This is a genomic window from Anaeromyxobacter sp. K, assembly GCF_000020805.1.
Classification (GTDB): Bacteria; Myxococcota; Myxococcia; order Myxococcales; family Anaeromyxobacteraceae; genus Anaeromyxobacter; species Anaeromyxobacter dehalogenans.
Genome location: NC_011145.1, coordinates 1,405,001 through 1,430,503, shown reverse-complemented (window position 1 = coordinate 1,430,503; position 25,503 = coordinate 1,405,001). Strand labels below are relative to the sequence as shown.

General features: G+C 74.3%; 19 protein-coding genes, 2 tRNA genes and 2 rRNA genes (1 of these 23 running past the window's edge). 8 read left to right on the top strand and 15 right to left on the bottom strand.

From position 1 onward, the window contains the following. The first annotated feature begins 58 nt into the window (after positions 1-58). The gene (locus tag ANAEK_RS06310; protein WP_012525316.1) at positions 59-904 is read left to right on the top strand and encodes a class II glutamine amidotransferase; all 846 of its coding nucleotides are present in this window, start codon (positions 59-61) and stop codon (positions 902-904) included. Positions 905-925: 21 nt separating this feature from the next. Here ANAEK_RS06310 and ANAEK_RS06305 read toward each other — a convergent pair whose 3' ends face one another. Then, entirely contained in the window at positions 926-1,984 is a 1,059-nt protein-coding gene (locus tag ANAEK_RS06305) for a deoxyguanosinetriphosphate triphosphohydrolase (RefSeq protein ID WP_012525315.1), read from the bottom strand. Between the two features lie 72 nt (positions 1,985-2,056). Continuing rightward, positions 2,057-2,836, bottom strand: coding sequence for a myxosortase MrtX (gene mrtX, locus ANAEK_RS06300; protein ID WP_232288382.1), 780 nt, complete (start codon positions 2,834-2,836; stop codon positions 2,057-2,059). A gap of 153 nt (positions 2,837-2,989) precedes the next feature. On the opposite strand from mrtX, the gene ANAEK_RS06295 reads away from it, so the two are divergent. Further along, positions 2,990-8,218: a MopE-related protein gene (locus ANAEK_RS06295; protein ID WP_012525313.1), complete on the top strand. Its 5,229-nt coding sequence runs from the start codon at positions 2,990-2,992 to the stop codon at positions 8,216-8,218. Between the two features lie 120 nt (positions 8,219-8,338). On the opposite strand, the gene ANAEK_RS06290 is transcribed toward ANAEK_RS06295, so the two are convergent. Further along, the gene (locus tag ANAEK_RS06290; RefSeq protein ID WP_012525312.1) at positions 8,339-8,713 is read right to left on the bottom strand and encodes a PleD family two-component system response regulator; all 375 of its coding nucleotides are present in this window, start codon (positions 8,711-8,713) and stop codon (positions 8,339-8,341) included. On the opposite strand from ANAEK_RS06290, the gene amrB reads away from it, so the two are divergent. Further along, positions 8,691-9,539 (top strand): AmmeMemoRadiSam system protein B, encoded by an 849-nt coding sequence (gene amrB / locus ANAEK_RS06285; protein WP_232288381.1) that lies wholly within the window; start codon positions 8,691-8,693, stop codon positions 9,537-9,539. The two genes, ANAEK_RS06290 and amrB, sit on opposite strands and share 23 nt — an antisense overlap. On the opposite strand, the gene ANAEK_RS06280 is transcribed toward amrB, so the two are convergent. Next, positions 9,515-10,564 (bottom strand): peptidase M10, encoded by a 1,050-nt coding sequence (locus ANAEK_RS06280; protein ID WP_012525310.1) that lies wholly within the window; start codon positions 10,562-10,564, stop codon positions 9,515-9,517. The genes amrB and ANAEK_RS06280 overlap by 25 nt on opposite strands. Further along, positions 10,561-11,067: a hypothetical protein gene (locus ANAEK_RS06275; RefSeq protein ID WP_012525309.1), complete on the bottom strand. Its 507-nt coding sequence runs from the start codon at positions 11,065-11,067 to the stop codon at positions 10,561-10,563. The genes ANAEK_RS06280 and ANAEK_RS06275 overlap by 4 nt, the downstream gene beginning before the upstream one ends. 34 nt (positions 11,068-11,101) lie before the next feature. On the opposite strand from ANAEK_RS06275, the gene gltX reads away from it, so the two are divergent. The 3 genes from gltX (at position 11,102) to ANAEK_RS06260 (ending at position 15,489) form a co-directional block, all read left to right on the top strand. Further along, entirely contained in the window at positions 11,102-12,526 is a 1,425-nt protein-coding gene (gltX, locus tag ANAEK_RS06270) for a glutamate--tRNA ligase (protein ID WP_012525308.1), read from the top strand. A gap of 50 nt (positions 12,527-12,576) precedes the next feature. Then, positions 12,577-13,086 (top strand): hypothetical protein, encoded by a 510-nt coding sequence (locus tag ANAEK_RS06265; RefSeq protein WP_012525307.1) that lies wholly within the window; start codon positions 12,577-12,579, stop codon positions 13,084-13,086. A 69-nt stretch (positions 13,087-13,155) separates the two neighbouring features. After that, positions 13,156-15,489 carry a glutamine--tRNA ligase/YqeY domain fusion protein gene (locus tag ANAEK_RS06260; RefSeq protein ID WP_012525306.1) on the top strand — a complete coding sequence of 778 codons (2,334 nt, stop codon included), beginning with the start codon at positions 13,156-13,158 and terminating at the stop codon, positions 15,487-15,489. A 119-nt stretch (positions 15,490-15,608) separates the two neighbouring features. Here the strand turns inward: ANAEK_RS06260 and ANAEK_RS06255 are convergent. The 6 genes from ANAEK_RS06255 to ANAEK_RS06230 form a co-directional block, all read right to left on the bottom strand. Then, positions 15,609-15,683, bottom strand: a tRNA-Glu gene (locus ANAEK_RS06255). A 60-nt stretch (positions 15,684-15,743) separates the two neighbouring features. Then, positions 15,744-15,817: transfer RNA gene (locus tag ANAEK_RS06250), tRNA-Gln, on the bottom strand. Positions 15,818-15,820: 3 nt separating this feature from the next. Beyond that, positions 15,821-16,165, bottom strand: coding sequence for a hypothetical protein (locus ANAEK_RS06245; protein WP_012632665.1), 345 nt, complete (start codon positions 16,163-16,165; stop codon positions 15,821-15,823). Positions 16,166-16,285: 120 nt separating this feature from the next. Beyond that, positions 16,286-16,831 carry a hypothetical protein gene (locus ANAEK_RS06240; protein ID WP_012525304.1) on the bottom strand — a complete coding sequence of 182 codons (546 nt, stop codon included), beginning with the start codon at positions 16,829-16,831 and terminating at the stop codon, positions 16,286-16,288. A 55-nt stretch (positions 16,832-16,886) separates the two neighbouring features. Further along, positions 16,887-18,164 (bottom strand): general secretion pathway protein GspE, encoded by a 1,278-nt coding sequence (locus ANAEK_RS06235; RefSeq protein WP_012525303.1) that lies wholly within the window; start codon positions 18,162-18,164, stop codon positions 16,887-16,889. Between the two features lie 19 nt (positions 18,165-18,183). Then, positions 18,184-19,611 carry an aspartate ammonia-lyase gene (locus tag ANAEK_RS06230; protein ID WP_012525302.1) on the bottom strand — a complete coding sequence of 476 codons (1,428 nt, stop codon included), beginning with the start codon at positions 19,609-19,611 and terminating at the stop codon, positions 18,184-18,186. Positions 19,612-19,868: 257 nt separating this feature from the next. Between ANAEK_RS06230 and ANAEK_RS06225 the strand changes: the two genes are divergently transcribed. Further along, entirely contained in the window at positions 19,869-22,097 is a 2,229-nt protein-coding gene (locus ANAEK_RS06225; protein WP_012525301.1) for an OmcA/MtrC family decaheme c-type cytochrome, read from the top strand. Positions 22,098-22,175: 78 nt separating this feature from the next. On the opposite strand, the gene ANAEK_RS06220 is transcribed toward ANAEK_RS06225, so the two are convergent. Together ANAEK_RS06220 and ANAEK_RS06215 are read right to left on the bottom strand one after the other, a co-directional pair. Next, a complete protein-coding gene (locus ANAEK_RS06220) occupies positions 22,176-22,481 on the bottom strand; it encodes a hypothetical protein (RefSeq protein WP_012525300.1) in 306 nt (101 codons plus the stop codon). Between the two features lie 51 nt (positions 22,482-22,532). Beyond that, positions 22,533-23,249, bottom strand: a complete 717-nt coding sequence (locus tag ANAEK_RS06215) for an NUDIX hydrolase (protein WP_012525299.1) — start codon at positions 23,247-23,249, stop codon at positions 22,533-22,535. A gap of 143 nt (positions 23,250-23,392) precedes the next feature. Between ANAEK_RS06215 and ANAEK_RS06210 the strand changes: the two genes are divergently transcribed. Further along, the gene (locus tag ANAEK_RS06210; RefSeq protein ID WP_012525298.1) at positions 23,393-23,836 is read left to right on the top strand and encodes a hypothetical protein; all 444 of its coding nucleotides are present in this window, start codon (positions 23,393-23,395) and stop codon (positions 23,834-23,836) included. Positions 23,837-23,911: 75 nt separating this feature from the next. Here the strand turns inward: ANAEK_RS06210 and rrf are convergent. Continuing rightward, positions 23,912-24,028 (bottom strand): 5S ribosomal RNA (rrf, locus tag ANAEK_RS06205). A 161-nt stretch (positions 24,029-24,189) separates the two neighbouring features. Continuing rightward, positions 24,190-25,503: ribosomal RNA gene (locus tag ANAEK_RS06200) — 23S ribosomal RNA — on the bottom strand (it continues 1,666 nt past the right edge of the window).

Below are 25,503 nucleotides of genomic sequence, written 5' to 3'. Positions count from 1 at the left end.
GCGTTATTACTCTTGGGGTGGCGGACCCCGCCACGCCGGACGACCAGGAAGGAGCGCCATGGGCGCGCTCGCAGCCATCCTCCAGAGCGATCCCAACCTGATGCGGTGCCAGCTCCAGCGGCTGAAGGCACACGTCTCCATGCAGGACGGGGACGCGGCGCCCGACGCCTACGGGTTCGGCTACTACCAGGCCGGAAACGTCCTCCTCGGGAAACGCCCCACCGGTGCGCCGTCGGCGCTCTCGCTGCCGGACCTGGTGGGCCGCGTGGACTCCGAGGCGGTGCTGGTCCACGCGCGCCGGGCCACGCTCGGCACGGCCAAGGACGAGAACACCCATCCGTTCCGGTTCCGGCGGTGGCTGTTCGCGCACGACGGCTCGATCGAGGGCTTCGATCAGGTGAAGCCGAGGCTGGTCGAGGGGCTCCCCGACTTCCTGCGGCGCAACATCGCCGGGGACACCGACTCCGAGCACGCCTTCATGTGGTTCCTGAAGCTGCTCCGCGACGAGGGCTCGCTCGACGATCTCGACCTCGACGCACAGGTGGCCGGGCGCGCCCTGGCGCGCACGGTGCGGCAGGTGGAGGCGTGGTGCCGCGAGGTGGGCGAGCAGCGGCCCTCCCGGCTGTGCTTCGTCGCGACCAACGGCCGCTCGCTGGTCGCCACGCGGCGCGGCGGCCCGCTGTTCTACGCGCTGCTCGAGGGCATCATCCCCTGCGAGCTGGACGAGATCGGCGCCGACACGCCGGAGAGCGACCCGCGCGTCCGGCCGCACCGCCGCGTCAAGGCGGTCTGCTTCGCCTCGGGGCTGCTCGCGCCGAACGGCTTCATCGAGGTGCCGGAGGGGAGCGTCGTCTCGGTGAGCCGGACGCTGCAGGTGACGGTGTCGTCCCTGGCGAACGCCTAGCGCGCCGCCGCCCGCCGTCGGCTACAGCAGCGACCAGGGCCGGGGCACGAACAGCTCCTCCCAGGTCGCGAGCGCGAACCGGTCGGTCATCCCCGACAGCCAGTCGGTGACGGCGCGCTCCAGCCCCTCGCCGCCCCGGGGCAGGACGCCGTGGCGGGTCGCCAGGCGCGCCGGATCCTCCAGGCACCACTCCCACAGGTCGCGCAGGATGCGCTGCGCCTTCACGAACTCGTCGTGGACGACCGGGTTCTCGTAGACGCGCGCGTACAGGAAGTCGCGCAGCGCGAGCAGCGCCTGGTGCACGTCCGGCGACATCTCGATGTGCCCGCCGCCGTCCACGTCCGAGCGGCGGATGACGTCGTGGACCAGCGTGGCGAAGCGCTCGGAGCGGCCGCCGCCCAGCGTGCGGCGGATGTCGGCGGGGAGGTCGGCCTCGGCGAACAGGCCCGCGCGCAGCGCGTCGTCGAGGTCGTGGTTCACGTAGGCCACGATGTCCGCGATGCGGACGATCTCCGCCTCGAGCGTGAGCGCCTTCTCGCCCGAGCCCTTGAGCAGCACGTTGCCCTTGCCCTTCGAGTGCCGGAGGATGCCGTCCCGCACCTCGGCGGTGAGGTTGAGGCCGCGGCCGTCCTTCTCGAGCACGTCCACCACCCGCACCGACTGCACCACGTGGTGGAAGCCGCCCGGCACCTCCTGGTTCAGCACCCGCTCGCCCGCGTGGCCGAACGGCGTGTGGCCGAGGTCGTGGCCCATCACCATCGCCTCGACCAGCATCTCGTTCAGGCGCAGCGCGCGCGCGATGGACCGCGCCACCTGCGCCACCTCCAGCGTGTGCGTGAGGCGGGTGCGGTAGTGGTCGCCGCGCGGCGCGAGGAACACCTGCGTCTTCCCCGCCAGCCGGCGGAACGCCTTGCAGTGCAGCAGCCGATCGCGGTCGCGCTGGAACGCGGGGCGCTCGGGATCCGGCTCCTCCGGGCGGCCGCGGCCGCGCGAGCCCGCGGAGCGCGCCGCGCGCGGGTGGAGCGTGCGCTCCTCCAGGTCCTCCAGCATCTCGCGGATGCTGCCCGTTCCCGATCCCATGCCGTGCCCCTCGCGCCGGCCGGTGCGGCCGCACCCCGGCGCTGCCCTACTTAGCGCCCGGCCCCCGGCCTGTCACCGGTAGAAGGAGGCCTCCAGCGTGGCCAGGAGCAGGTTCGACGCGGCGTGCACCAGCACCGGCGCGACCAGGCCGCCGGTGCGCGCGCGGAGCCAGCCGAACAGCAGGCCGGGCAGCAGCGTGGCGAGGCGCCAGGGCTGGAGCGTGACGAGGTGCCCCGCCGCGAACAGCAGCTGCGTCCGGAGGAACCCCGCGCCGAGGCGCGCGCCGAGCACGGTCCGCCCCTCCCCCGGCGCGGTGCGCGCCCACGAGGTCTGCATCCAGCCGCGGTAGAACAGCTCCTCCGGGAGCGCCACCACCAGCACCTGCACCGCCACGAGCCGGAGCGCGTGGTCCGGGAGGCGCGCGGCGAGGTGCGGCGCCCCGGCGTAGGGCGCGAGCGCGCGGGTGAGCCCCTCCGGCAGGCGCGGGAGCAGCTCCGCGTACGCCCAGAAGCCCGCCACGAACGGCGGGAACACCACCGCGCAGGTGAGGAGCGCCGCGAGCGCGCCGCGACCGAGCGCGCGCCAGGTGCGCGGATCGCGCGCGCCGTGCCAGGGGAGGCCGTACGCCTCCCACCCCTCGCCCCGCGCGCGCAGGCGCGCGTCGGGGAGCGCGATGAAGACGAACGCCGCCACGCCGGCCAGGTTCGCGCCGAGCAGCCCGGTCGGCTCCACCAGCCCCACGGCCTTCGCGATCGCGATGGCGAGGATGGCCAGCGCCCACGTCGCCACCAGCCTCCGCGGCGGATCCGGCGGGGTGGGCGCGGCGCCGGCGCTCGGGAGCGGCTCTGGCACGACGCCGGGGATCGCACGGCCCCGCTGCGTGGTCAACCACCGTCACCGCTGGTGTGCGTGCGCGACGGAGGTGTGGGGCGCGGGCGCCGGGCGGCCCCTCGCCCGCTTCACGGACGGTGTGCTAAGGCTCGACCGCCACCGAGGAGTGTAACCATGACCCCAGCTCGCTCGTCCTCGTTCCGTAAGCTCTGGCCTGGCCTCGCGCCGCTCGCGCTCGTCGCGGGCGTGCTGCCGCTGCTCGCCCCCACCTGCGGCGATCTCCAGCCCGGCCCCAAGGTCTTCTCCCGCGGCTCCCTCGTCATCCCGATGGACCGCTGCTACCAGTTCCAGACGGACGGAGCGACCGGCACCGGCCAGCCCGCGGGCTGCCCGCAGGCGGCCGACCCGGGCGACGCCATCCGGGCGTACGGCCTCGTCTACCAGCTCATCCGCAACGACGTGGCGGTCTACTGGGCGATCGATCCGGCCAAGGCCTCGCTCACCGCCCACGACTTCGCGATCCAGTACGACGCCGGGGTCCCGGCGCTGTCGTACGACTGGACCAGCGGCGGCACGGGCGCCCCGCCCACGCAGGACCACGTGATCCGCTACATGGGCGGGCCGTTCGTGGTGGACGGGGCGGACCAGGCGAAGGCCTTCGCCGTGCTGCAGCGCTACAAGGCGACCTTCGAGCCGGTGAACGTGCACGTGGCCAACGTGGCCTTCCGCGCGCCGGTGGCCAAGGTGATGGCGGGCGGGTGGAGCGCCGGGGGCGCCGTGCCGCCCAAGCTCGCGCTGCTCGACATCGGCTCGGGGAACCTGACCTCCACCTCGCCGGTGACGGTCACGTCGGCGAAGAATGCCGAGCCGGTGATCTCGGGGTACCTCGCCCGCGCCGGCATCGGCTCGGGCGCCGCCGCCGGCACCGCCGCCGGCCCGCACGGCGAGATCTACGACCGGCTGGGCATCGAGGACTTCCAGCCCGCGCCCGGCTCCACCGACTACCGCACGAGCCGCTTCTTCCGGAACGGCTACCAGATCCTGTGGGTGCCGCACTGGGTGGCGCCCGGCTCCTGCTCCAGCTTCGGCAGCAACTCCGCCTGCGCGTCGTCGCTCTACCCGACCGCCAAGGTGGACCAGGTGCTGCGGACGATCGCCGGGTTCGTGAAGGACGGCAAGGACGTGTTCGCGGAGTGCGCCGGCCTGGGCAGCTTCGAGGGCGCCTTCAAGCGCGGCTCCAACGGCACGTACACCATCGACTACTCCGACGGCTTCGAGGACGTCGCCGCCGGCCTCTCCACCCGCTTCCACACCACGACCGGCGTCCGCTACAACGAGCTCCCCACGAGCCCGTTCCCCGCGCCCGCGGTGGTGGGCAGCTTCGCGTCGCCGCTCGTGCAGCTCGGCGACTTTCCCTTCAAGCCGCTCACGGGCGCGGTGGAGGACTACCGCCCCGCCGACGCGTCGGCGGGCGGCGCGTACCAGCCCGGCGTGCAGCGGCTCATCGCGGCGAGCGATCCGTACGGCACCTGGGACTACTTCACCCTCCGGGCGGCCGACGCGACGCGCGGCACCGTGGTGTACCTCGCCGGCCACAGCTACTCCGGCGTGCAGGGCAGCTTCCAGATCGCGGGCTCCCGGCTGGTGCTGAACACGCTCTTCAACCTGGGCGCGGGCTGCACCGAGAGCGGCGTCTCCTGCGACACCGGGCGGCTGGGCGTGTGCGGCAAGGGCGTCCTGCGCTGCTCCGCCTCCGGCGAGCCCGTGTGCGAGCAGGTGAAGGGCCCCGCCGCGGAGACCTGCAACGGCCTCGACGACGACTGCGACGGCCTGGTGGACGAGGATCTCGAGCTGGCCTGCTACGGCGGGCCGCCCGGCACCGAGAACGTGGGCGTGTGCCACGCCGGCGTGTCCACCTGCGCCCGGGCGGCCGACGGCAGCTACGCCATGACGGCGTGCGCCGGCGCGGTGCTGCCCTCGCAGGAGACCTGCAACGGCCTCGACGACGATTGCGACGGCCAGGCCGACGAGGACCTCGCGCAGGCCTGCTACCACGGTCCGGAGAGCAGCCTCGACCCCGTGACGCGGCAGCCGCGCGGCGCCTGCCGCGCCGGGACGCAGGCCTGCACCGCCGGGAGCTGGGGCGCGTGCACCGGGCAGGTGCTGCCGCAGCCGGAGGTGTGCCTGGCCGAGGGCGGCGGCGGCACCGCCTCGGACGAGGACTGCGACGGGGCCCTCGACAACGGGTGCCAGGCCTGCACCGAGGGCGTCCAGCGCGCCTGCTACACCGGGCCCGCCGGCAGCGCGGGCGTGGGGCTGTGCGCCGCCGGCGTGCAGACCTGTGGCCCCGGGGGCCAGTGGAGCAACTGCGCGGGCGAGGTCCTGCCCTCGCCGGAGCTGTGCCGCGACGGGATCGACCAGAACTGCAACGGCATGGCGGACGACGGGCCGCCGGCCTGCGCCGCCTGCCGGGCCGGCGAGACCGAGGCCTGCTACGAGGGCCCGCCCGGCACCGCCGGGGTGGGCCTGTGCGCGGCGGGCGCGCGCGCGTGCGTCGGCGGCGAGTACGCCGGCGCCTGCGCCGGCCAGCTCCTGCCCGCGCCGGAGCTCTGCGACGGCCAGGACAACGACTGCAACGGCGCGGTGGACGACGGCGCCACGTGCGGCGACGGCTTCTCCTGCGTCCACGGCGTGTGCGTGCCCTCCACCTGCGGCGTCGAGCTGCCCTGCCCCGAGGGCTACGCCTGCAGCGCCGGAGGCGTATGCGAGCGCGGCACCTGCGGCGGCGCCGTCTGCCCCGACGGCCTGGCGTGCTCGTACGGAGCGTGCAACGATCGCTGCGCCGGGGTGGAGTGCGGCGACGGCTCGGTCTGCGCGCGCGGCAGCGGCACCTGCGTCGGCGGCAGCTGCTACCTCACCGGCTGCCCGGCCGGCGAGGTCTGCCGCGGCGGCGCCTGCACCGCCGACCCCTGCGCGAACCTGACGTGCCCGGGCGGCACGTTCTGCCGGCAGGGCGACTGCGTGCAGGCGTGCACGTTCGTGACCTGCCCCAGCGGCCAGAAGTGCGGCGCGGACGGCTTCTGCGAGCCGGACGCCTGCGCCGGGCGGACCTGCGCGCCCGACCAGCGCTGCGAGGCCGGCGCGTGCGTGGACGACCCGTGCGCTCGCCTGGGCTGTGGACGCGGCCAGGTGTGCCGCGAGGGCACCTGCGTGGACGATCCGTGCTCCGGCGTGACCTGCCCGGCCGGAGCGTGCGTCGACGGTCAGTGCTATGCCGCCGGCAGCGCGCCCGTCCACGGGACTCCCCCGGCGGCCGGCGGCGCCGGGGGCGGCTGCGCCTCGGCGGGCGGCGGCGCGGGCCTGCTCTCCGCGCTCGGCGTGCTCCTCGCCCTCGCCGCGCGGCGCCGCGCGGGCCGCGGCGCCGGGCCGGCCGCGCTCGCCGCGCTCGCGATCGCCGCCCTGCTCGGGAGCGCCTGCAAGGGCGGCGACGACGGCAAGGGGTTCGACCCCGCATCCTGCGAGACGAGCTGCGAGGGCGAGCAGCGCTGCATCGACCTGCGCAGCGATCCCGCGCACTGCGGCATGTGCGGCAACGTGTGCGGCGCCGGCCAGATCTGCGCCGCCTCCACCTGCGGCCCGGGCGGCCCGGTGGCGCCCTACGTCCGGCAGGTGACGCCCGGCGCCGCCCCGCGCGGCGGCCTCGCGCCGGTGGTGGTGGAGCTGTCGGGCGACCGCTTCGCGGCCGGCGCGACGGTGCGCACCGCGTCGGACGCCGGCACGCGCACCTGGCCCGCGGAGCCGACCGGGAGCGGCGGCATCCGCGTCCACCTCGCGCTCGCCGACGCCCCCGCGGGCGCCCTCTGGCTGCGGGTGGTCAACCCGGACCACGTGATCTCGAACCCGGTCCGGTTCGACGTGGTGAACCCCGAGCCGCACCTCGCCGCCGTCACGCCCGCGGCCGCTCCTGCCGGCGCCGTCACCTCCCTCCTGGTGGAGGGCACGGGCCTGGGCACCGCGAGCCGCTGCCGGATCCGCGGCGACCGGCTGGCGGAGCAGGGGCTCCCCTCGGCGCTGGGGGACGCCGGCCTCACCTGCACGCTCGACGCCACGCTGCTGCCGCCGGGCGCCGGCTACCAGATCTGGGTGGTGAACGACGCGGTCCCCTCCCCGCTCGTCTCCAACGCCCTCCCGTTCGCGGTGGTGAGCCAGCTGCCGGTCGCGACGGAGGTGAGCCCCAGCGGCGCCGGCGCGGGCGAGATCGTCTCGCTGACCGTGACCGGCGACGGCTTCGACCTCGCGAGCCGGGTGGTGTTCGACGGCGCCGAGCAGCCCACCACCTACGTGGACGCGAACCGCCTGCAGGTCGGCCAGCTCCGCCTCCCCGGCTGCGCGGTGGGCACCTGCACCTCCGAGGTGTGGGTGCGCAGCGGCCAGAACCTGGACTCGGCCCGGCTCGCGTTCGTGGTGGGCGCCTCCCCGGCGCAGGTCACCGGCTTCTCGCCCGCCACCGCGTACCAGGGCGACGCGGTGACCCTCGCCTTCGCGGGCACCGGCCTCCCCGCCGACGCGCGGGTGCAGGTGCAGCCGCCCGGCGGCGCCTTCCGCCCGCCGCTGCCGTCGACGGTGGACGCGGCCGGCACGTCGGTGGCGGCCTCGCTGTCGCTCGCGGGCGAGCCGGAGGGCGCGTGGCTGGCGCGCGTGTGGTTCCCCGGCACCGGCACCGCCTCGGCCACCTGGACGCTGCGCGTCCTGTCCAACCAGGCGATCCTGCAGGCCGCCAGCGTGCGCGGCCGCGAGCAGGGCGTGGCCGCCGTGCCGGTGACCCTCACCGCCGCGAACCTGCGGCCGCCGCTCGCCGACGCCCGGGTGATCTTCTCCGGCGCGGCCGCCGAGCTGGTCCCCACCAGCACGACGAGCACGAGCGTCACGGTGACGCTCTCCACCGTCGGCCTGGACACCGGCTCCTACGCGCTGCAGGTCCGCAACCCGGGGGCCGCCCCGTCCAACGCGCTCTCGTTCAACGTCACGCCGGGCGCGCCGACGCTCGCGAGCGTGAGCCCTGCCTCGGCCCGCCAGTCGGACGTGCCGGTCACGGTCACGCTCACCGGCACCAACTTCGCGAAGCCGGACGCCTTCGGGGCGGGCGGGTCGGCGGTGATGGTGACCTCCGACCTCATGCCGGGGTGGCCGGGCGCGCCCAGGTTCCAGGCGGTGCCCGGTGCGGTGACCGTGGAGAGCCCGACCCGGATCACCGTGCAGCTCGACACGCGCGCGGCGTATGCGGCGCCGGGCGGCACCGCCTATCGCATCGCCGTCTGGAACCCGGGTGGCCCGACCCCGCCGCAGCGCTCCGACGCCGGGCAGGCGGCCACGTCGCTGCCCGCGTTCACCGTGCTCCCCTGAGGCGCGCAGCCGCCGGCCGGGCGGGCGCGCGCTCGGGCGCGTCCGCTCGCGCGGCCCCCGCCGGCGCCGCCATGCCGCCCCTGCGCCGCTCCGGCGCCGGGCGCGGGGGCCGACGCGCCCTCAGGCGCCCGGCGCGGCGGCCATCACCGCCGCGACCGCGGCGGCGGCGTCGAACGGCTTGCGGAGCACCTCGTCCGCGCCGAGCCGGCGGTAGACGTCCCGCTCGCCCTCCCCGATGCGCGAGGACATGAGCACGAGGTGCGTCTTCCGCCAGTGCGGGTGCGCCTTGAGCAGGCGGCACACGTCTGCCCCGTTCAGCCGCGGCATGTAGACGTCGAGCAGCACCGCGTCCGGCTCCACCGAGGCCATCTTGCGGAAGACCTCCTCGCCGTCGGCGGCGGTCGCCACCTCGAAGCCCGCGTCCTCGAACGCGACGGTGAGCGCGTCGATCACCGCCTTCGAGTCGTCCACGATGAGGACCTTCCGGCTCGCCATGATCCCGGGCGTTATACTCGATCCCGCCATGGTCCGGGAGGCTGCGGTCGCGGGAGCGTTCTACGACGCCCGGGCGGCGACGCTCGCCGCCGAGGTGGACGGCTGGCTGTCGGCCGGCGCCGCGCCCGCCCCGGCGCTCGCCGTGATGGTGCCGCACGCCGGCTACGTCTACTCGGGGGCGGTGGCCGGCGCGACGTTCGCGCGCGTGGCGGTGCCGGCACGCGCCATCGTTCTCGGCCCCAACCACACCGGCCTCGGGCACGCCGGCGCGGCGCTGTGGCCCGCGGGCGCCTGGCGAACGCCGCTGGGGGCCGTGCCGGTGGACCCGGAGCTCACCGCCGCGCTCGCCGCCGCGCCCGGCGTCGCCGCCGACCGGCTCGCCCACCTCCGCGAGCACTCGCTCGAGGTCGAGGTGCCGTTCCTGCAGCGCGCCCGGCCCGACGTCGCCCTCGCGGCGCTGTGCCTGGGGCCGCTGTCGTTCGCGGCGTGCGAGGCGCTCGGGACCGCGGTGGGGGCGGCGGCGCGGGCGGCCGGCGCGCTGGTGGTCGCGTCGTCGGACATGAGCCACTACATCCCGGCCGCCGAGGCCCGCCGGCGCGACCTGCGCGCGCTGGACCGGCTGCTCGCGCTCGACGCCGAGGGGCTCTACGACGTGGTCCGGCGGGAGGGGATCACCATGTGCGGCGTCGTGCCGGCCACGGTGATGCTGGTGGCCGCCCGCGCGCTCGGCGCCACGCGCGCGGAGCTGGTGCGGTACGCGCATTCCGGCGAGGTGAGCGGCGACGACGACGCGGTGGTGGGCTACGCCGGCGTGGTCGTGCGCTGACGCGAGCCCTTCCGGCGCAGCCGGGGCAGCCACGCCGCGCCCGCGAGGAGCAGGGCCCCGAGGGCGCCGTCGCCGCCCGTGCCGCACCCGCCGCCGCTGCTGCGCTTGTTGCCGGTGATCTCCTGGACCGGGCCCGCCGCGGTGTAGATCGCGCAGGCGCCCTCGACGTCGTCGTCGGCCAGCGTCCGCTTCTGGATCTCCTTGGGCGGGGCGGTCGGGTACATGGTCACGGCGTTCGTGCCCTGAGGCATGTCGGCGCAGGCCGGCGTGGAGCCGACCTGCTTGCTCTCGCACGGGTGCGCCAGCCCGATGAAGTGGCCGGCCTCGTGCGTGAGCGTGTTCTGGAGGTCCTCGAAGCCGCAGCTCGCCTCGCCGTACGTCCCGCAGGTCTGCCCGAGCGTCGAGGCGCTCCCGCAGGTGAAGTACCAGCCGTCCGGCAAGGTGCCGAGGCTCGTCCCGGCGCCGGCGCCGCTCCAGTCCGCGACCTCGGTGTCGGCGTCCTGGATCGCGCCGGTGCTCGAGCTGTAGATGATGGTCGTGATGGCGAGCACGCTCCGGCCCAGCCCGCCCTCGTCGTCGAAGCAGTCGTACTTGTTGTCGCACGAGCCGGTCGAGTAGCAGGCGTCCGCCCTCGCGGCGGCCACGTCCGAGCACCAGCCCTTGCGGAAGGCCACCACGTGCTCGCCGCTCGTGCCCATGCCCGTCTGCGCGATGGCGGTGGTGGTGGTGCCGCCGAACGGCAGGGCGATGTGGGCGCACGGCGCGCTCCCGCCCGCGCGCGTGGCGCCCTCCCAGGCGGCGAACGCGGCCTGGGCGGCCTGGACCGCCGGATCTGCGCCGGAGGACGCGTCGCAGCTCGGCGAGCTGCCGCCGCGCACCGCGTTCACCTTCCAGGTCACGGCGGACGGATCCGGCCAGTAGAAGCAGACGGTGCGGCCGTCGTTCGTCGCGCAGGAGCGCTTGTAGGCCTGCGCCGGCCAGGCGGCGACGAGCGCCAGCGCCGCCGCGAGCGCGCGCGCCCTCATCGCGCCGCCCTCACCCGCCGCTCCAGCTCGGCGACGGAGGTCCGGGCGATGCGCGCCTCGCCGGCGCGGAGCGGCGCTGCGAGGAGGTCGGCCTCGTCCACGTCCGGCTCGGCGCGGTCGCCGTCCACGCGGAACGTCCCCAGCGCGAGCCCGTTCACGCGCCAGCCGGCGCCGCGGCGGTACAGGAACAGCACCACCTCCTCGCCGTCGGCGAGGCGCGGCGCCGCGCTCACCCACATCCCGACCTCGCCCACCACGCCGCCCGGCACGGTGACCGTCACGCGCGCGCCCGGGCTTCCCTTCCACGCGCTCGAGACCGCGATCACGACGTCGGTGACGATGCGCCGGCCGTCCGCCTCGAGGCGCGAGGCGTGCCGCTCCACGCGCCCGCGGACGACGGCGTCCGAGGATCGCGCGGCCTCCTCGATGGTGGTGGAGCGGAAGGTCGCGGCCGCTGCCGGAACCGCCAGCGCGGCGAGGAGCAGGGCGAGCGCTCTGTGCACCGGACGATTGTAGCTATGGTAGCTTGCGCCCGCCATGGACAAGCCTCGCGTACGCTTCGCCCCCTCCCCCACCGGTTACCTCCACATCGGCGGCGCCCGCACGGCGCTCTTCAACTGGCTCTGGGCGCGGCGCAACGGCGGCACCTTCGTGCTGCGCATCGAGGACACCGATCGCGAGCGCTCCACCCAGCTCGCCGTGGACGCCATCCTCGACGGGCTGCGCTGGCTCGGCCTCGACTGGGACGAGGGCCCTGGCGTCGGCGGGCCGCACCCGCCCTACTTCCAGACCGAGCGGCTGGACCTCTACAAGGCGCACGCCGAGCGGCTCATCCGGGAGGGCAAGGCGTACGCGTGCTACTGCACGCGCGAGGAGCTGGACGCGCAGCGCAAGCAGGCCGAGGCCGAGAAGCGCCAGTTCCGGTATCCCGGCACCTGCCGCGACAAGCCCTACGACCCCTCGCGCCCGCACGTGGTCCGCTTCCGGGTGCCGGACGCGGGCGCCACGAGCTGGAACGATCTCGTGAAGGGCGTCATCTCCACGCCGCACGACACGCTGCAGGACGAGGTCATCCTGCGCGGCGACGGCGTGCCGCTCTACAACTTCGGCGCGGTGGTGGACGACATCACCATGGAGATCAACCTGGTCGGCCGCGGCGACGACCACGTGAACAACACCGCGCGCCAGATCCTCATGTACGAGGCGCTCGGCTACCCGGTGCCGACGTTCGCGCACTTCCCGATGATCCTGGGCGCGGACAAGGCCCGGCTCTCCAAGCGCCACGGCGCGACCAGCGTCACCGCGTACCGAGACATGGGCTTCCTGCCCGAGGCGGTGGTGAACTACCTCGTCCGCCTGGGCTGGTCGCACGGGGACCAGGAGCTCTTCACGCTCGACGAGCTCGTCCGCTACTTCGACCTGAAGGACGTGGGCGCGACCGCCGGCGTGTTCAACCCGGAGAAGATGGCCTGGGTGAACCACGAGTGGCTGAAGCGGCGCTCCCCCGAGGAGCTGGCGAAGCTGGCGCTGCCGCACTTCCGCGCCGCCGGGCTGCCCGCGGAGGACGACGAGAAGCTGCGCCACGTCTGCGCCGTGGCGCGGGAGCGCGCCAAGACGCTGGGCGAGTACGTGCAGCAGTTCCGCTACTTCTACGCGCCCATCGCGCTCGATCCGAAGGCCAAGGCCAAGTTCCTGACCGCCGACACGCGGCCGGTGCTCCAGGCCGTCCGCGACGCCATCGCCGCGCTCCCCGCGCTCGAGACCCAGGCGGTGGAGCAGGTGTTCCACGGCGAGGCCGAGCGGCGCGGGGTGGGCCTGGGCAAGGTGGCGCAGCCGGTCCGGGTGGCGCTCACCGGCGGCACCGCCTCCCCCGGCATGTACGACGTGGTGCAGATCCTCGGGAAGGACGAGACGCTGAAGCGCCTCGACGAGGCCCTCCGGATCGCCGGCGAGCCGGGCTGAAATACGGGCGGGGGCCGTGCGTAGGATCCGGCACTCGCCCGGAGCCCTCCATGCGCGCCACCCTCGCCGCCACCACCCTCGCCACCCTCCTGCTTCCGGCCCTCCCGGCCCTCGGCGCCGAAAACACCTGCCGCGTCCGGGTGGGCCCGGCCGGCCGGTTCGCGCAGGATCGCGACCTCGTGATCGCCGCCGGCGAGCGGGTGACCGAGGCGGTCGGCGTGCACGGGGACGTCATCGTGCGCGCGGGCGCCCACGTCGAGAAGGCGGTGGCGTTCGCCGGGAACGTGGTGGTGCAGCGCGGCGGCGAGGCCGGCGAGGCGGTCAGCGTCGGCGGCGAGGTGCGGCTGGAGGACGGCGCCCACGTCGTCCGGCAGGTGGTCGCGCTCGGCGGCCGGGTCGATCGCGCGCCCGGCTCCCGGGTGGACGGCGACATCACCGCGCTGTCGCTCGAGGCCGGGGCGGTGAGCCTCCGGGGCGTGCTGCGCGCGGTCGCGCCCGGCTCCGCCTGCACCGTGGTGGCCGACCGGAGCGTGGAGGGCGTGGACCTGACGGTGCGGTAGCTGGCCGGGCTCGCGCGACGCCGCGCGAGGTTGCGGGGCTCGCCCCGGTGGGATACCACCTCTGGCTGCATGAGCGACGCCCCTCGCCCCAGGAACTTCCTCGCGGAGATCGTCGAGGCCGACCTGGCCGCCGGCCGGAACGGCGGCCGCGTGGTCACCCGCTTCCCGCCCGAGCCCAACGGCTACCTCCACATCGGCCACTCGAAGTCGATCCTGCTCAACTTCGGGCTGGCCCGGGCCTACGGCGGCCGGACGCACCTCCGGTTCGACGACACGAACCCGGTGACCGAGGAGACCGAGTACGTCGAGGCGATCCAGGACGACGTCCGGTGGCTGGGCGGCGACTGGGGTGGCCACCTCTACTTCGCCTCCGACTTCTTCGACCGGATGTACGCCTGCGCCGAGCGCCTGGTGCGCGAGGGGCTCGCGTACGTGGACACGCAGTCGCAGGAGGCGATCCGGGAGCAGCGCGGCAGCTTCGACCGGCCCGGGGTGAACAGCCCGTTCCGCGACCGCCCGGTCGCCGAGAACCAGGACCTCCTGCGCCGCATGAAGGCGGGCGAGTTCCCCGACGGCGCGGCGGTGCTGCGCGCGAAGATCGACATGGGCCACCCCAACGTGCTCATGCGCGATCCCCTGCTGTACCGGGTCCGCCACGCGCGCCACCACCGGACCGGCGACGCCTGGTGCATCTACCCGATGTACGACTTCGCGCACCCGCTGGAGGACGCCTGCGAGGGCGTCACGCACTCCATCTGCACGCTGGAGTTCGAGTCCAACCGCGAGCTCTACGACTGGGTGCTCGACCACACCGGCCCCTGGGACCCGCGCCCGCGGCAGTACGAGTTCGCGCGCCTCGCGCTCGGCTACACGGTGATGTCGAAGCGCAAGCTGCTGCGGCTCGTGAACGAGCGGCGCGTGTCGGGCTGGGACGACCCGCGCATGCCCACCGTGGCCGGGATGCGCCGGCGCGGCGTGACGGCGGAGGCGCTCCGCGACTTCGCCGATCTCATCGGCGTCGCCAAGAACAACAGCCTGGTGGACATCGGCAAGCTGGAGTTCGCCACCCGCGCCGACCTGGAGCGCCGCTCGCCGCGCGCCATGGCGGTGATCCACCCGCTGGCGGTGTCGATCGAGAACTGGCCCGCCGGCAAGGTGGAGGAGCTCGACCTGCCCTGGTGGCCCGGCGAGCCGGAGCGCGGGGGCAGCCGCAAGGTGCCGTTCGGCGGCGAGCTGTTCATCGAGCGGGACGACTTCGCGCTCGACCCGCCCAAGGACTGGAAGCGGCTCGCCCCGGGGCGCGAGGTCCGCCTGGCCGGCGCCTACGTGATCCGCTGCGACGAGGTGGTCCGCGGCCCGGACGGCGACGTGCGCGCGCTGCGCTGCACCTACGATCCCGCCTCGCGGACCGGCGAGGGCGCGGCCCGGCGCGCGGGCGGCACGCTGCACTGGGTCCACGCGGGCCTGTCGGTCCCGGCCGAGGTCCGCATGTACGACCGGCTGTTCGCGGTCGAGCAGCCCGACGCGGAGGAGGACTTCATCGCGGCGATCAACCCGGACTCGCTCACGGTCGCGAAGGGCGCCCGCGTCGAGCCGGCGCTCCGCGAGGCCGCGCCCGGCAGCCGCTATCAGTTCCTCCGCCAGGGCTACTTCTTCGCCGACCCGGTGGACTCGGTCCCCGGCGCCCCGGTGTGGAACCGGACCATCACGCTGAAGGACACCTGGAGCGCGCGGGCCCGCGAGGCCGCCGCCGCGCCGCGCCGCGCCCGCGAACCGCGCCGCGAGGAGCCCGCCGCCGCGCCGGCGGCCCCGGCCGCGCCCCGCCGCAGCCGCGCCGAGGCGCGCGCCGAGCTCCGCGCCGCGAACCCGGCGCTCGCCGCCCGGCACGCGCACTACCTCTCCGCGCTGGGGCTTCCCGCCGACGACGCCGACCTCCTCGCCGCCGCCCCCGGCACCGCCGCGTACTTCGACGCCGCGGTCGGCGCCGGCGCGCGGCCCGCCACCGCCGCGAAGTGGCTGCTCAACGACCTCGCCGGCCTGGCCGGCGACCGCGACCTCGCCGCGCTCCCGCTGGACGGCGCCGGGTTCGGCCGGTTCGCGGCGCTGGTGGACGCCGGGCGCCTCACCCCGGCCGCGGCGAAGACACTGCTCGCCGAGCTCGCCGCGGGCGGTGGCGAGCCCGAGGCGCGCATGCAGGCGCTCGGGCTGGAGCGCCGCGAGGACGCGGGCGCGCTCGAGGCCGCGGTGGAGAAGGCGCTCGCCGCGCACGCGGCCGAGGCGGCCCGCTACCGCGCCGGCGAGAAGAAGCTGCTCGGCGTGCTGCTCGGCGCGGTCATGCGCGAGGCCGGCGGCGCCGCCGACGCGGCCCAGGTCCGTGCGGCCCTGCAGAAGAAGCTCGGGTAGCCGGGCACCGGCCGGCGCGCAGCGCGGAGGCGGCCGCCCTGCGGCCCGGCCCTGCGCGCGCGCTCACCGGCCCAGGAAAGAAAAAACCCGCCTCCCGGACGAAGGAGGCGGGGCACAGATGGTGACCCGTACGGGATTTGAACCCATGTTTTCGGCGTGAGAGGCCGACGTCCTGACCGCTAGACTAACGGGCCACGAAGCGCTGCATGTCTATCCTCGGACGAAGCGGCAGTCAACGCCGAGGAACATCAAAGTGGCTGGGGGACTAGGATTCGAACCTAGATAGCCAGATCCAGAGTCTGGCGTCCTGCCGTTAGACGATCCCCCAATATCAGTCGCCCTTCCTGACGAGCACGAAGACGCGAACCTCGCCCTTCAGCTCGTACACGTTCAGCCCTTCCCACTGCCCCGGCCGCGGCTCCGGGTTGACGATGTGGACGGCCTTCACGCCAGGCTGATCGGCGATCGGCCGCCGGGCGAACCGGGCTCCGTACGTCTGACGGAAGAACCGGATCGTCTCCTCGTAGGTCTTGGGAACCCGGTAGCGGTTCTCCGCGACCTTCACCGCGCCGTCCGGGAGCACCGCGCCCGCCACCTTGACCTCGGCGAGGGCGATGCCCGGCACGGCCACGAGGACCGCGACGAGGGCGGCCTTATATCGGGCAAAAAGGGTCACGGTCAAGCGTTCCGTGTACCGGTCCCGCCCCCGCCCGTCAACCGCGCCGGCGGGCCGGCGCCGCCCCGCGGCGCTGCGGCGTTCCGTCCCGCCTCCGGGCGAGGCCGCCCGGGCGCGCGATCACCTCCAGACCGCCACCAGCCCGCCCTTGTGGCCGGCCTCGCGCAGCTTCAGCTCGCCGCGCTTCAGCGCCGCCGCGGCGTGGGGGCCGATCCAGTAGCCCTTGGGATCGCTGCGCCGCCAGCTCTTGCGGAAGAGCTGGTGGACCTCCTCGAAGATGCCCTTCAGCGCGCGCGGCTTGCCCTTGCGGTCGTTCGGATCGTCGGTGACGTCCAGCTCCGCCCAGAGCCGCCCCGCGACCAGCTCGCCGGCGTCGTTCCGCACCGAGCGCTCGTAGTGGAACACCGGCGACGGGACCTCCTCGATCACCAGCATCCCCTTGTCCGGCCCGCGCTTCAGCGGGTGCACGATCACCGGGCCGAGCCGCTCCACCGCCAGGTAGTAGGCGGGCTGGTCGAGCGCCTCGACCGCGTCCTCGTCCACGCGGACCGGCTGGTAGCCCGGGGGGATCAGCTCGGGGTAGGCGGTCAGCTCGCGCCGGGCGAGGTGGCGGAACAGCGCCCGCTCGTCGTCGGGCAGCATGAAGTAGTGCAGCGTGGCGGCCATGCGCGCGGACGTTAGCGCAAACCGCCCGCGCCGTCCCGCGCCACGGCGGGCGGGCTCAGCGCACGCGGGCGAGGAGCGCCTCGTAGCTCTGCGAGATGCGCGTGGCGAGGATGAGCAGCTCGCCCACGGCGCCGGCGTCCACCAGGCCCCCGCGGCCGGCGTCGGCGTAGAACACGTTCACCACCCGGCCGCGCGCCAGGATGGGCAGGACCAGCGCGTTCGCCGGCACCCCGCCCCCGAGCCGCTTCAGCAGCAGCACGTTGGCGTCCGTCTTGGGGATGGGGCCGAGGAAGTGCGCCCGGGTCCGGACCACGGTGTCGACGATCCCGGGCGCGCCGAGGGGCAGCCGCAGCCGGCGCACCGCGTCGGCCGACACCCCGTCCCCCATCCCGGCCCACCCGCGCGCCGCGCCGTGCTGGATCGTGAGCAGCAGGGCGCGCCGGAACCGCGAGCGCGCGTGGCGCAGCACGGTCCGCGCGATGGCGCCGCGCTCCTCCACGCCCTCGAGGAATCGGACCGCCTCGCGGAAGTCGAGCGGCGACGGCTCCGGCTCGGGACGCGCCGGCGCCGCGGGGACGAGCCGGGCCGGCGGCGCATGGCCGGCGCGGCCCGAGAGCGCGGCCAGCACCTCGGGCGGCGGCGCCGCCACCTCGTCGGCCGGCTCGAGCTCCAGGATCGCGTCCTCGGGGAGCTCCGGCAGCTCCTCGCCGGCGGCGCTCGCCGGCGCCGCACCGGCGAGCGCGAACGCGCCGGTGCGTCCGTAGACCGCCTCGAAGTCGTCCTCGGTCATCAGGTCCGCGGCCGGCGACCCCGGTGACCCGGGCGTGCCCGATGGCGCGGCCGGCGCGACCCGGGCCCCCGCGGCGCGGCGGACCGAGTCGAAGTCGACCTCGATACCGCGGAGCTGCCGCTCGATCCCGTAGGCGCGCCGGAGCAGCGCCCAGACCCGCGCCTCCGGGGCCACCAGCGCGTGCACCTCCCGGCCCGCCGCGAACGCCACCTCGTCGAGCACGCGCAGGTCGGACGGATCCACCGCCAGCACCGCCAGCCGCCGCCCGGCGAGCAGGAACGGCACCACGTCGCAGCGGTCCGCCACCTCGGCGCGCAGGACCGCCACCGCCTCCGGCTCGAGCCGCACCTCGCCGAACAGCGCGGGTACGCCGTGCTGCTGGCCGAGCGCCCGCGCCAGTGCGCCCTCGTCCACCGCGCCGAGCTCGAGGAGGTTGGTCCCGAGCCGGCCGCCGAAGATGACCTGGTTCTCGAGCGCGTCGCGGATCGCCGCCGGCGTGCACGCGCCGGCGCGCAGGAGGAGCTCGCCGAGGCGGGTGCGCACGCCGGGAGGATACCAGGGACTAGCCGCGGCCGGGCCGGGTGAGGCGGCCGGCGTCCAGGGCGCGGCGCGCCTGCGCGGGGGTGAGGCCGCCCTTCTCGACCGCGAGGTCCACGATGGACCGGCCGGTGGCCACCGAGGCCTTCACGATCTCCGCCGCCGCGGCGTAGCCGAGCCGTGGCGCCAGCGCGGTGGCGAGGCTCACGGTGCGCTCGGCGTAGTGCCGGGCGCGCTCCCGGTCGGCCTCGAGCCCGCGCGCGCAGCGCGCGTCGAACGCGCGCACCGCGCGGGCCAGGATGTCGAGCGCGTGGCACAGGTCGAACGCCACCAGCGGCATCATCACGTTCAGCTCGAGCTGGCCGCCGCTCGCGGCCCACGCCACCGCGCCGTCGAGGGCGACCACCTGGTACGACACCATGGCCAGCATCTCCGCCATGGACGGGTTCACCTTGCCCGGCATGATCGACGACCCCGGCTGCACCGGCGGCAGCCGCAGCTCGCCCAGCCCGGTGTTCGGGCCGCTCCCGAGCAGGCGCACGTCGCCGCCGATGCGGAGCAGCTCGAGCGCCGCGGTGCGGAGCGCCCCGGACAGCGCCAGGAACGGCGCGAGCGACTGCATCGCGTAGAACGGGTTGGGCGCCGGGGTGAGCGGCACGCGGGTGAGCCGCTCCAGCTCCTGCACCACCCGGGTCCGGTAGCGCGCGTCCGCGTTCAGGCCGGTGCCCACCGCGGTGCCGCCGAGGCCCAGGACCGACAGCTCGGGGAGCGCGTCGCGCACCCGGCCCGCCGCCGCGCCCAGCGCCGCGGCCCACCCCGACACCTCCTGCCCGAGCCGGATGGGCGTCGCGTCCATGAGGTGCGTCCGCCCCGACTTCACCACGCCGTCCCAGGCGCGCGCCTTCGCGTCGAAGGTGCCGGCGAGCGCCGAGAGCGCCGCGATCACCTCCGGCGCGAGCTCGAGCGCGGCGAGCCGGATGGCGGTGGGCACCACGTCGTTGGTGGACTGCGCCATGTTGACGTCGTCGTTCGGGTCCACCAGCGCGCGATCGCCGCGCCGCCCGCCGAGCAGCTCGCAGGCGCGGTTCGCGAGCACCTCGTTCACGTTCATGTTGTGCGAGGTGCCGGCGCCGGCCTGGTACACGTCCACCACGAACTGGTCGCGGTGGCGTCCCGCCAGGACCTCGCGGGCCGCCTGCTCGATGGCGCGCGCCTTCCGCCGCGGCAGCAGGCCCAGGCCGGCGTTGGTGCGCGCGGCGGCGAGCTTGACGCGGACGGTGGCGTCGACGAACGCCGGATGGGCGCGCAGGCCCGAGATGGGAAAGTTCTCGACCGCCCGGGCGGTCTGGGCGCCGTAGAGGGCCGTCGCCGGGACGGTCATCTCGCCCATCGTGTCGCGCTCGATCCGGGTGCGGGCGCCGCGTGCGGCGCGGGCGCGGGGCTGTCTGGCCATGTGAGGTCGCCTCCGAGGCGAGTCTACGTGTGCGGCGGCCCGCCTGCTCCGGAATCGTGCCGGCGGGCGGCTCGCCGGGCCCGTGCCGGCCCCGGGCCCGCTCCCCCGGTCCCCGCCCGCATGTGGCTCTGCCACCGCGAGGGGGTGCCGCCCCCGCGGAACCGACTCACCCTGGAACGAGCGCGGCTAGGCTCGCAGCGGACGCGTGTGCGCGGGGACGGGGCGTCACGGCTCCGACACGGAGCCTGGGAGGCAACATGGGCAAGGCGTGGCGTGGATTGGCGCTCGTCGGAACGATCGGCGGGCTTCTGGCGATGGCGGCGGCCGGAGGATGCGGCGACGGGCGCAAGGACAAGGGGCCCGGAGGAGGCGGAGGAGGAGGCGGCGGCGGGGGCGGAGGTGGAGGAGCCTCCGCGAGCCAGCTGAACATCACCATCCAGTCGGCCGACGTCCCGGCCACCGGCAATCCCACGGTGACGTTCAAGGTCACCGACGCCGCCGGCAACCCCATCGACCTGCTCGCCGAGATCGCGAACGCCGCGGCGACCGGCACGCCTCCCGCGCCGCGCATGAGCCCGCGCTTCTCGCTCGGGCAGCTCGAGGACGACGGGACCTACACGCACTACTACGAGACCACGGTGAACGCGCAGCCGTACACCGACGTCGGCGGGACGGCGCAGACGCCGTCCGGCTCCGCCGTGCAGCCGCGCACCGAGCCGCCCAGCGGGCCGTTCCCCACGACCCAGCTCGCGGCCCAGGGCAACGGCGTCTACACGTACACGTTCTCGGCGCCGACCACGGACGCCGCGAAGCGCGAGCGCGCCCGGACGCACACGGTCGGGATCTGGGCCACGCGCACGGTCAGCGAGGGCACGCCCGCGGCCGAGGTCGCCTACCCCGCCAGCGCGACGTTCAACTTCGTGCCGGGCGGCGGCACCGCGGCGAAGTACGAGACGGTCACCGACGCGGCCTGCAACGCCTGCCACGGCCAGCTCCAGGCCCACGATCGCCGCATCGGCACGCAGCTCTGCATGACCTGCCACGCCGGCGACAAGGGCACCACCTACGCGGATCCGGAGTCCGGGAACACCATCGACTTCCGCAACATGATCCACCGCATCCACTCCGGCCAGGCGGGCTACCACATCGTCGGCTTCCGCCAGAACGACATCACCTTCGGGGACATCCGGTTCCCGCAGGACGTCCGCAACTGCACCACCTGCCACTCCGGCGCGAACGCGGACGACTGGAAGAACAAGCCGTCCGCGGTGGCGTGCGCGTCCTGCCACTCGAACCTGCGCTTCGACGCGTCGGCCTCCGCCGACTGCACGCAGGGCCACGTCGAGACCGCGGCCTGCAACCACCCGTTCGGCGTGAACGCGACGGCGAACTGCGCCGGCTGCCACGCCGCCGGCAGCAACCTCGGCCCGGACAAGGTGCACGTGGTGCCCCAGGCCGCCGCCGCCGCGACCTACAAGTACGAGATCGTCGGCGTCACCGTCGGCGCCGACCGCATCCCGATCGTCCAGTACCGCGTGCTGCAGAACGGCGCGGCCATGGCGCTCGACGCGGAGCCCTGGACGCACGGCAACGCCAGCCGCCTGTTCATCGACGTGGGCTGGCCGTCGGTCGAGTACGACAACGCCGGCGCCGGGGAGAACGGCCAGCCGGTCCAGATCAACGCGCTCACCGCCGCCGCGGGCGGCGTCGCGACGCCGGTGGCGGGCCAGACCAACGTCTACCAGGTGACCTCGCCCACCGCGCTGCCGGCGGGCGTGGACCAGTTCACGGTCGCGCTGGAGGGCCACCCCGCCATCGCGGATCCGTTCAACGCGGGCCAGTTCCTGCGCGTGCCGGTGACGAACGACGTGAAGTACTTCACCGCCGCGGGCGCGGCCGGCCAGGCGCGCCGGACGGTGGTGGCGGTCGAGAACTGCAACAAGTGCCACAGCGTGCTCAGCGCGCACGGCCAGAACCGCAACGGCACCACGCAGGTGTGCGTGGTCTGCCACAACCCCGCCGGCACCGACGCGGCCCGCGTGCCCGCCGGCGGCACGGTCGAGCCCATCGACTTCAAGGTGCTCGTCCACCAGATCCACGCCTCCGAGATCAAGCAGCACGAGGTCACGATCTACGGCTTCGGCGGCTCGGCGAACGTCTTCCCGCTCGAGTTCCCGAACCAGATCGGCAACTGCGCGCTGTGCCACGCCGGCACCAGCTACCAGCTGCCGCTGGCGGCGGAGGTGAAGGACACCATCAACCCGGCCGGCGGCACCACGCCGAAGACCATCGCGGTGTGCACCTCCTGCCACGACACCGTGAAGTTCGACGGCTCGGCCGCGCAGAAGTGCGGCCCGGGCGTGACGGGCGACTGCAACCACACCGGCGGGAACCAGACCGGCGACGCGCAGTGCGCCACCTGCCACGGGCCGGGCACGCTCGCCGACGTGGCGAAGGTCCACCCGATCTCCGCGCCGGCGCAGTAGCGGCGCGCGATCGCGCAGCACCGGGGCCCGGCGGGATCCGTCCTGCCGGGCCCCTCGCGTCTCGCCCGTGCGCCCGCGCTACTGGACCTCGATCTCCTGGGCCTGCGCGCCGGCGTCCACCACGTACCAGATCCGGACCCGGCGCCCGTGCGCGAGCGCCACCGCAGGTCCCGCGGGGCTGCCGGCGCGATCGAAGACCGGGACGTCGGGCCCGACCTGGAACGTCACCACGCCCGCGGGCGTGGTGACGCGCAGGAGCCCCCGGGCCGGATCGCTGGACAGCACCGCGCCGCTGTCGCAGCGGGTGCGCTCGGTGACCGGCGCGTGGCGGGGCGCGGGGAACGGCGCCGCGGCGAGCGCCAGCGCGAGCAGGAGGGCGGGCATGCGCGGGAGTATCGCCCCGGCCGGCGGGGGCGCGCCAGCGGACGTCCGCGGTCAGCGCCGGCTCGCCGCGGGGGACTCCTCCGCCGATGCGAGCGCGACGCCGAGCCGGCCGGCGAGGCGGCGGAGCGCGAGCTCCGTCTTGGCGTCCTCGATCTCGCCCGCCTCGCAGGCCCGCACGGCGGCCGCGAGCACGCGCCACTCCAGGAGCGCGCCCTCCTCCAGCGGCGAGCCGTCCCCGTCGCCCTCGGCCTCGTACGGCCCGTCCACGGGCGGGCGCGCCACCTCGACCTCGAGCAGGTGGATCTTCTCCGACGCGATCCCCGGGAGCAGGAAGAACGGGCCGCCCAGCGGACGCAGCGCGCCGGGCGCCACCTCCAGCCCCGCCTCCTCGCGCAGCTCGTCCGCGCCCCGGCGCTGCAGCGCGGCCAGGCCGGTCTCGCCCGGCTCCACCACCCCCGCGACGATCTCCTCCACCAGCAGGTACTCGGGCTCCGGCAGGGCGGCGCGCCTGCCGCGCCGGAAGTAGGCGGCGGGGCGGAGCCCGCGCCGGGTGAGCACCTCGACGCCGCGTGGCGTGCGGGCCCAGGCGCAGACCGCGACCGCGTCCAGCGCGGGGCGGTCGATCACGTCGATGGGGTACTCGGGCGAGGCGCTCCCGTCCGCGCGCCGGTTCCGGGCGCGCAACCGGCGCAGGTGCAGGAAGCCCTCGTCCAGGCGCGCCTGCGCGCTGCGGTCCTCGACGATCTCGATCGCGGTCACCCGGGGCATGCCGGGATGGTGCACCGCCCCGCGCCGCGAGGGAAGCTGCGCTCGCCGCCACGGCGGCAGCCCGCGCGAGCGAGCGGCGAGGCCTCCGGCCAGGGGTCGTTCGGAGCGCGCCCCGTCCGCAGGTTCTCCGTGGAGGCATCTGGATGCGCACACCCGACACCCTGGTCGAGCTGGGCCGCCTGCTGCAGCTGGAGGTGGATGCTGCCACGGCGTACGCGGCCGCGATCTCCGCGGCCGAGCCGGGCGCCCTGCGGGACGAGCTGACCCTGTTCGAGGCGGATCACCAGCGCCGCGCGCTGGCCCTGCACGACGCGTTCGCGCGCCGCGGCGCCTGCCCGCCGGAGGTCCGCCCCAACGTGCGCGGCGCCGCCATCGGCGCCCGCGAGGCGCCCCGGCGGCAGCCGCGGGCCGCCGACCTGGTCGCCACGCTGAGCGGCAACGCGCGCCTCGCCGGCGACGTCTACGCGAGCGCCCTGGCGCGGCCGCTGCCGCCGGACGTGCGCGAGGCGGCGGAGCGCGCGCTCGAGGAGGAGCGGCGCCACCTGGACCGCCTGCAGCGGCTGCCGACGGGCGCCCCGGTCCGCTGAGGCGGTGGCCGCGCCGAGTTGGGCGCGCCAAAAGAAAAAGCCCGCCAGAGCGGATGCTCTGGCGGGCACGAAAAGATGCGGCAGCGACCTACTCTCCCACACCGCTTCCGGTGCAGTACCATCGGCTCTGGTGGGCTTAACTACCGTGTTCGGGATGGGAACGGGTGTGACCCCACCGATATAGCCACCGCAAACCTTTGAAAGAACGCGAGACCACGAGGTCTCTCGACAACCGTTACGAAGGGAAAAGAAGAGCACCGCACCGCGGGGCCGCAGAGGGCCACACATCTACTCCGTACTTCGAAGGAATTCGATCTCGACCTCGAGCAGGTCGCCTACGACCTGAGAAAAGGGAGACCAAGCCGCACGCCCTATTAGTACCGGTCAGCTGAGCGCCTCACAGCGCGTACACCTCCGGCCTATCGACCTCGTCGTCTTCGAGGGGGCTTCAGGGGCTTGCGCCCGGGAGAAGTCGTCTTGAGGTTGGCTTCCCGCTTAGATGCTTTCAGCGGTTATCCGTTCCGCACATAGCTACCCAGCGATGCCTCTGGCGAGACAACTGGTACACCAGCGGTGCGTCCATCCCGGTCCTCTCGTACTAAGGACAGATCCTCTCACTTCTCCTACGCCCACGGCAGATAGGGACCAAACTGTCTCACGACGTTTTGAACCCAGCTCGCGTACCGCTTTAATTGGCGAACAGCCAAACCCTTGGGACCTGCTCCAGCCCCAGGATGCGATGAGCCGACATCGAGGTGCCAAACCGCGTCGTCGATGTGAACTCTTGGACGCGATAAGCCTGTTATCCCCAGAGTACCTTTTATCCGTTGAGCGATGGCCCTTCCATACAGAACCACCGGATCACTATGACCTGCTTTCGCACCTGCTCGACCTGTCGGTCTCGCAGTCAAGCTCCCTTATGCCATTGCACTCGACGCCTGGTTTCCAATCAGGCTGAGGGAACCATAGCGCGCCTCCGTTACCTTTTGGGAGGCGACCGCCCCAGTCAAACTACCCACCAGCCATTGTCCCCAACCCCGATGAGGGGTCCAGGTTAGACACCAGAAATCGACAGGGTGGTATTTCACCGTTGCCTCCCCCCGAGCTAGCGCCCAGGGTTCATAGGCTCCCACCTATCCTACACAATCAATTCCTAGTGTCAGTGGCAAGTTGTAGTAAAGGTTCATGGGGTCTTTCCGTCTTGCCGCGGGTAAACTGCATCGGCACAGCTATTTCAATTTCGCTGAGTCCCTGGTCGAGACAGCGCGGAAGTCGTTACGCCTTTCGTGCAGGTCGGAACTTACCCGACAAGGAATTTCGCTACCTTAGGACCGTTATAGTTACGGCCGCCGTTTACCGGGGCTTCGGTTCATCGCTTTGGCCTTGCGGCCTGACGAATCTCCTTAACCTTCCGGCACCGGGCAGGCGTCAGACCCTATACATCCACTTGACGTGTTTGCAGAGTCCTGTGTTTTTGTTAAACAGTCGCTACCGCCATTTCGCTGCGACCCAGCATTGCTTCGGGAGCAAGTCCCTACACAATCCCGGGCCCACCTTCTTCCGAAGTTACGGTGGAAAATTGCAGAGTTCCTTGACCAGAGTTCTCTCAAGCGCCTTAGGATTTTCTCCTCGCCCACCTGAGTCGGTTTGCGGTACGGGCGCCTCGT

What these genes read in the sequence shown, in the direction of transcription:
- amrB (WP_232288381.1), top strand. Translation starts at nt 8,691, where the DNA reads ATGAGGACCTTCCGGCTCGCCATGATCCCGGGCGTTATACTCGATCCC.
- ANAEK_RS06230 (WP_012525302.1), bottom strand. Translation starts at nt 19,611, where the DNA reads ATGGCCAGACAGCCCCGCGCCCGCGCCGCACGCGGCGCCCGCACCCGG.
- ANAEK_RS06210 (WP_012525298.1), top strand. Translation starts at nt 23,393, where the DNA reads ATGCGCACACCCGACACCCTGGTCGAGCTGGGCCGCCTGCTGCAGCTG.
- ANAEK_RS06240 (WP_012525304.1), bottom strand. Translation starts at nt 16,831, where the DNA reads ATGGCCGCCACGCTGCACTACTTCATGCTGCCCGACGACGAGCGGGCG.
- ANAEK_RS06225 (WP_012525301.1), top strand. Translation starts at nt 19,869, where the DNA reads ATGGGCAAGGCGTGGCGTGGATTGGCGCTCGTCGGAACGATCGGCGGG.
- ANAEK_RS06295 (WP_012525313.1), top strand. Translation starts at nt 2,990, where the DNA reads ATGACCCCAGCTCGCTCGTCCTCGTTCCGTAAGCTCTGGCCTGGCCTC.
- ANAEK_RS06220 (WP_012525300.1), bottom strand. Translation starts at nt 22,481, where the DNA reads ATGCCCGCCCTCCTGCTCGCGCTGGCGCTCGCCGCGGCGCCGTTCCCC.
- ANAEK_RS06280 (WP_012525310.1), bottom strand. Translation starts at nt 10,564, where the DNA reads ATGAGGGCGCGCGCGCTCGCGGCGGCGCTGGCGCTCGTCGCCGCCTGG.
- ANAEK_RS06265 (WP_012525307.1), top strand. Translation starts at nt 12,577, where the DNA reads ATGCGCGCCACCCTCGCCGCCACCACCCTCGCCACCCTCCTGCTTCCG.
- ANAEK_RS06260 (WP_012525306.1), top strand. Translation starts at nt 13,156, where the DNA reads ATGAGCGACGCCCCTCGCCCCAGGAACTTCCTCGCGGAGATCGTCGAG.
- ANAEK_RS06290 (WP_012525312.1), bottom strand. Translation starts at nt 8,713, where the DNA reads ATGGCGAGCCGGAAGGTCCTCATCGTGGACGACTCGAAGGCGGTGATC.
- ANAEK_RS06310 (WP_012525316.1), top strand. Translation starts at nt 59, where the DNA reads ATGGGCGCGCTCGCAGCCATCCTCCAGAGCGATCCCAACCTGATGCGG.
- ANAEK_RS06305 (WP_012525315.1), bottom strand. Translation starts at nt 1,984, where the DNA reads ATGGGATCGGGAACGGGCAGCATCCGCGAGATGCTGGAGGACCTGGAG.
- ANAEK_RS06215 (WP_012525299.1), bottom strand. Translation starts at nt 23,249, where the DNA reads ATGCCCCGGGTGACCGCGATCGAGATCGTCGAGGACCGCAGCGCGCAG.
- gltX (WP_012525308.1), top strand. Translation starts at nt 11,102, where the DNA reads ATGGACAAGCCTCGCGTACGCTTCGCCCCCTCCCCCACCGGTTACCTC.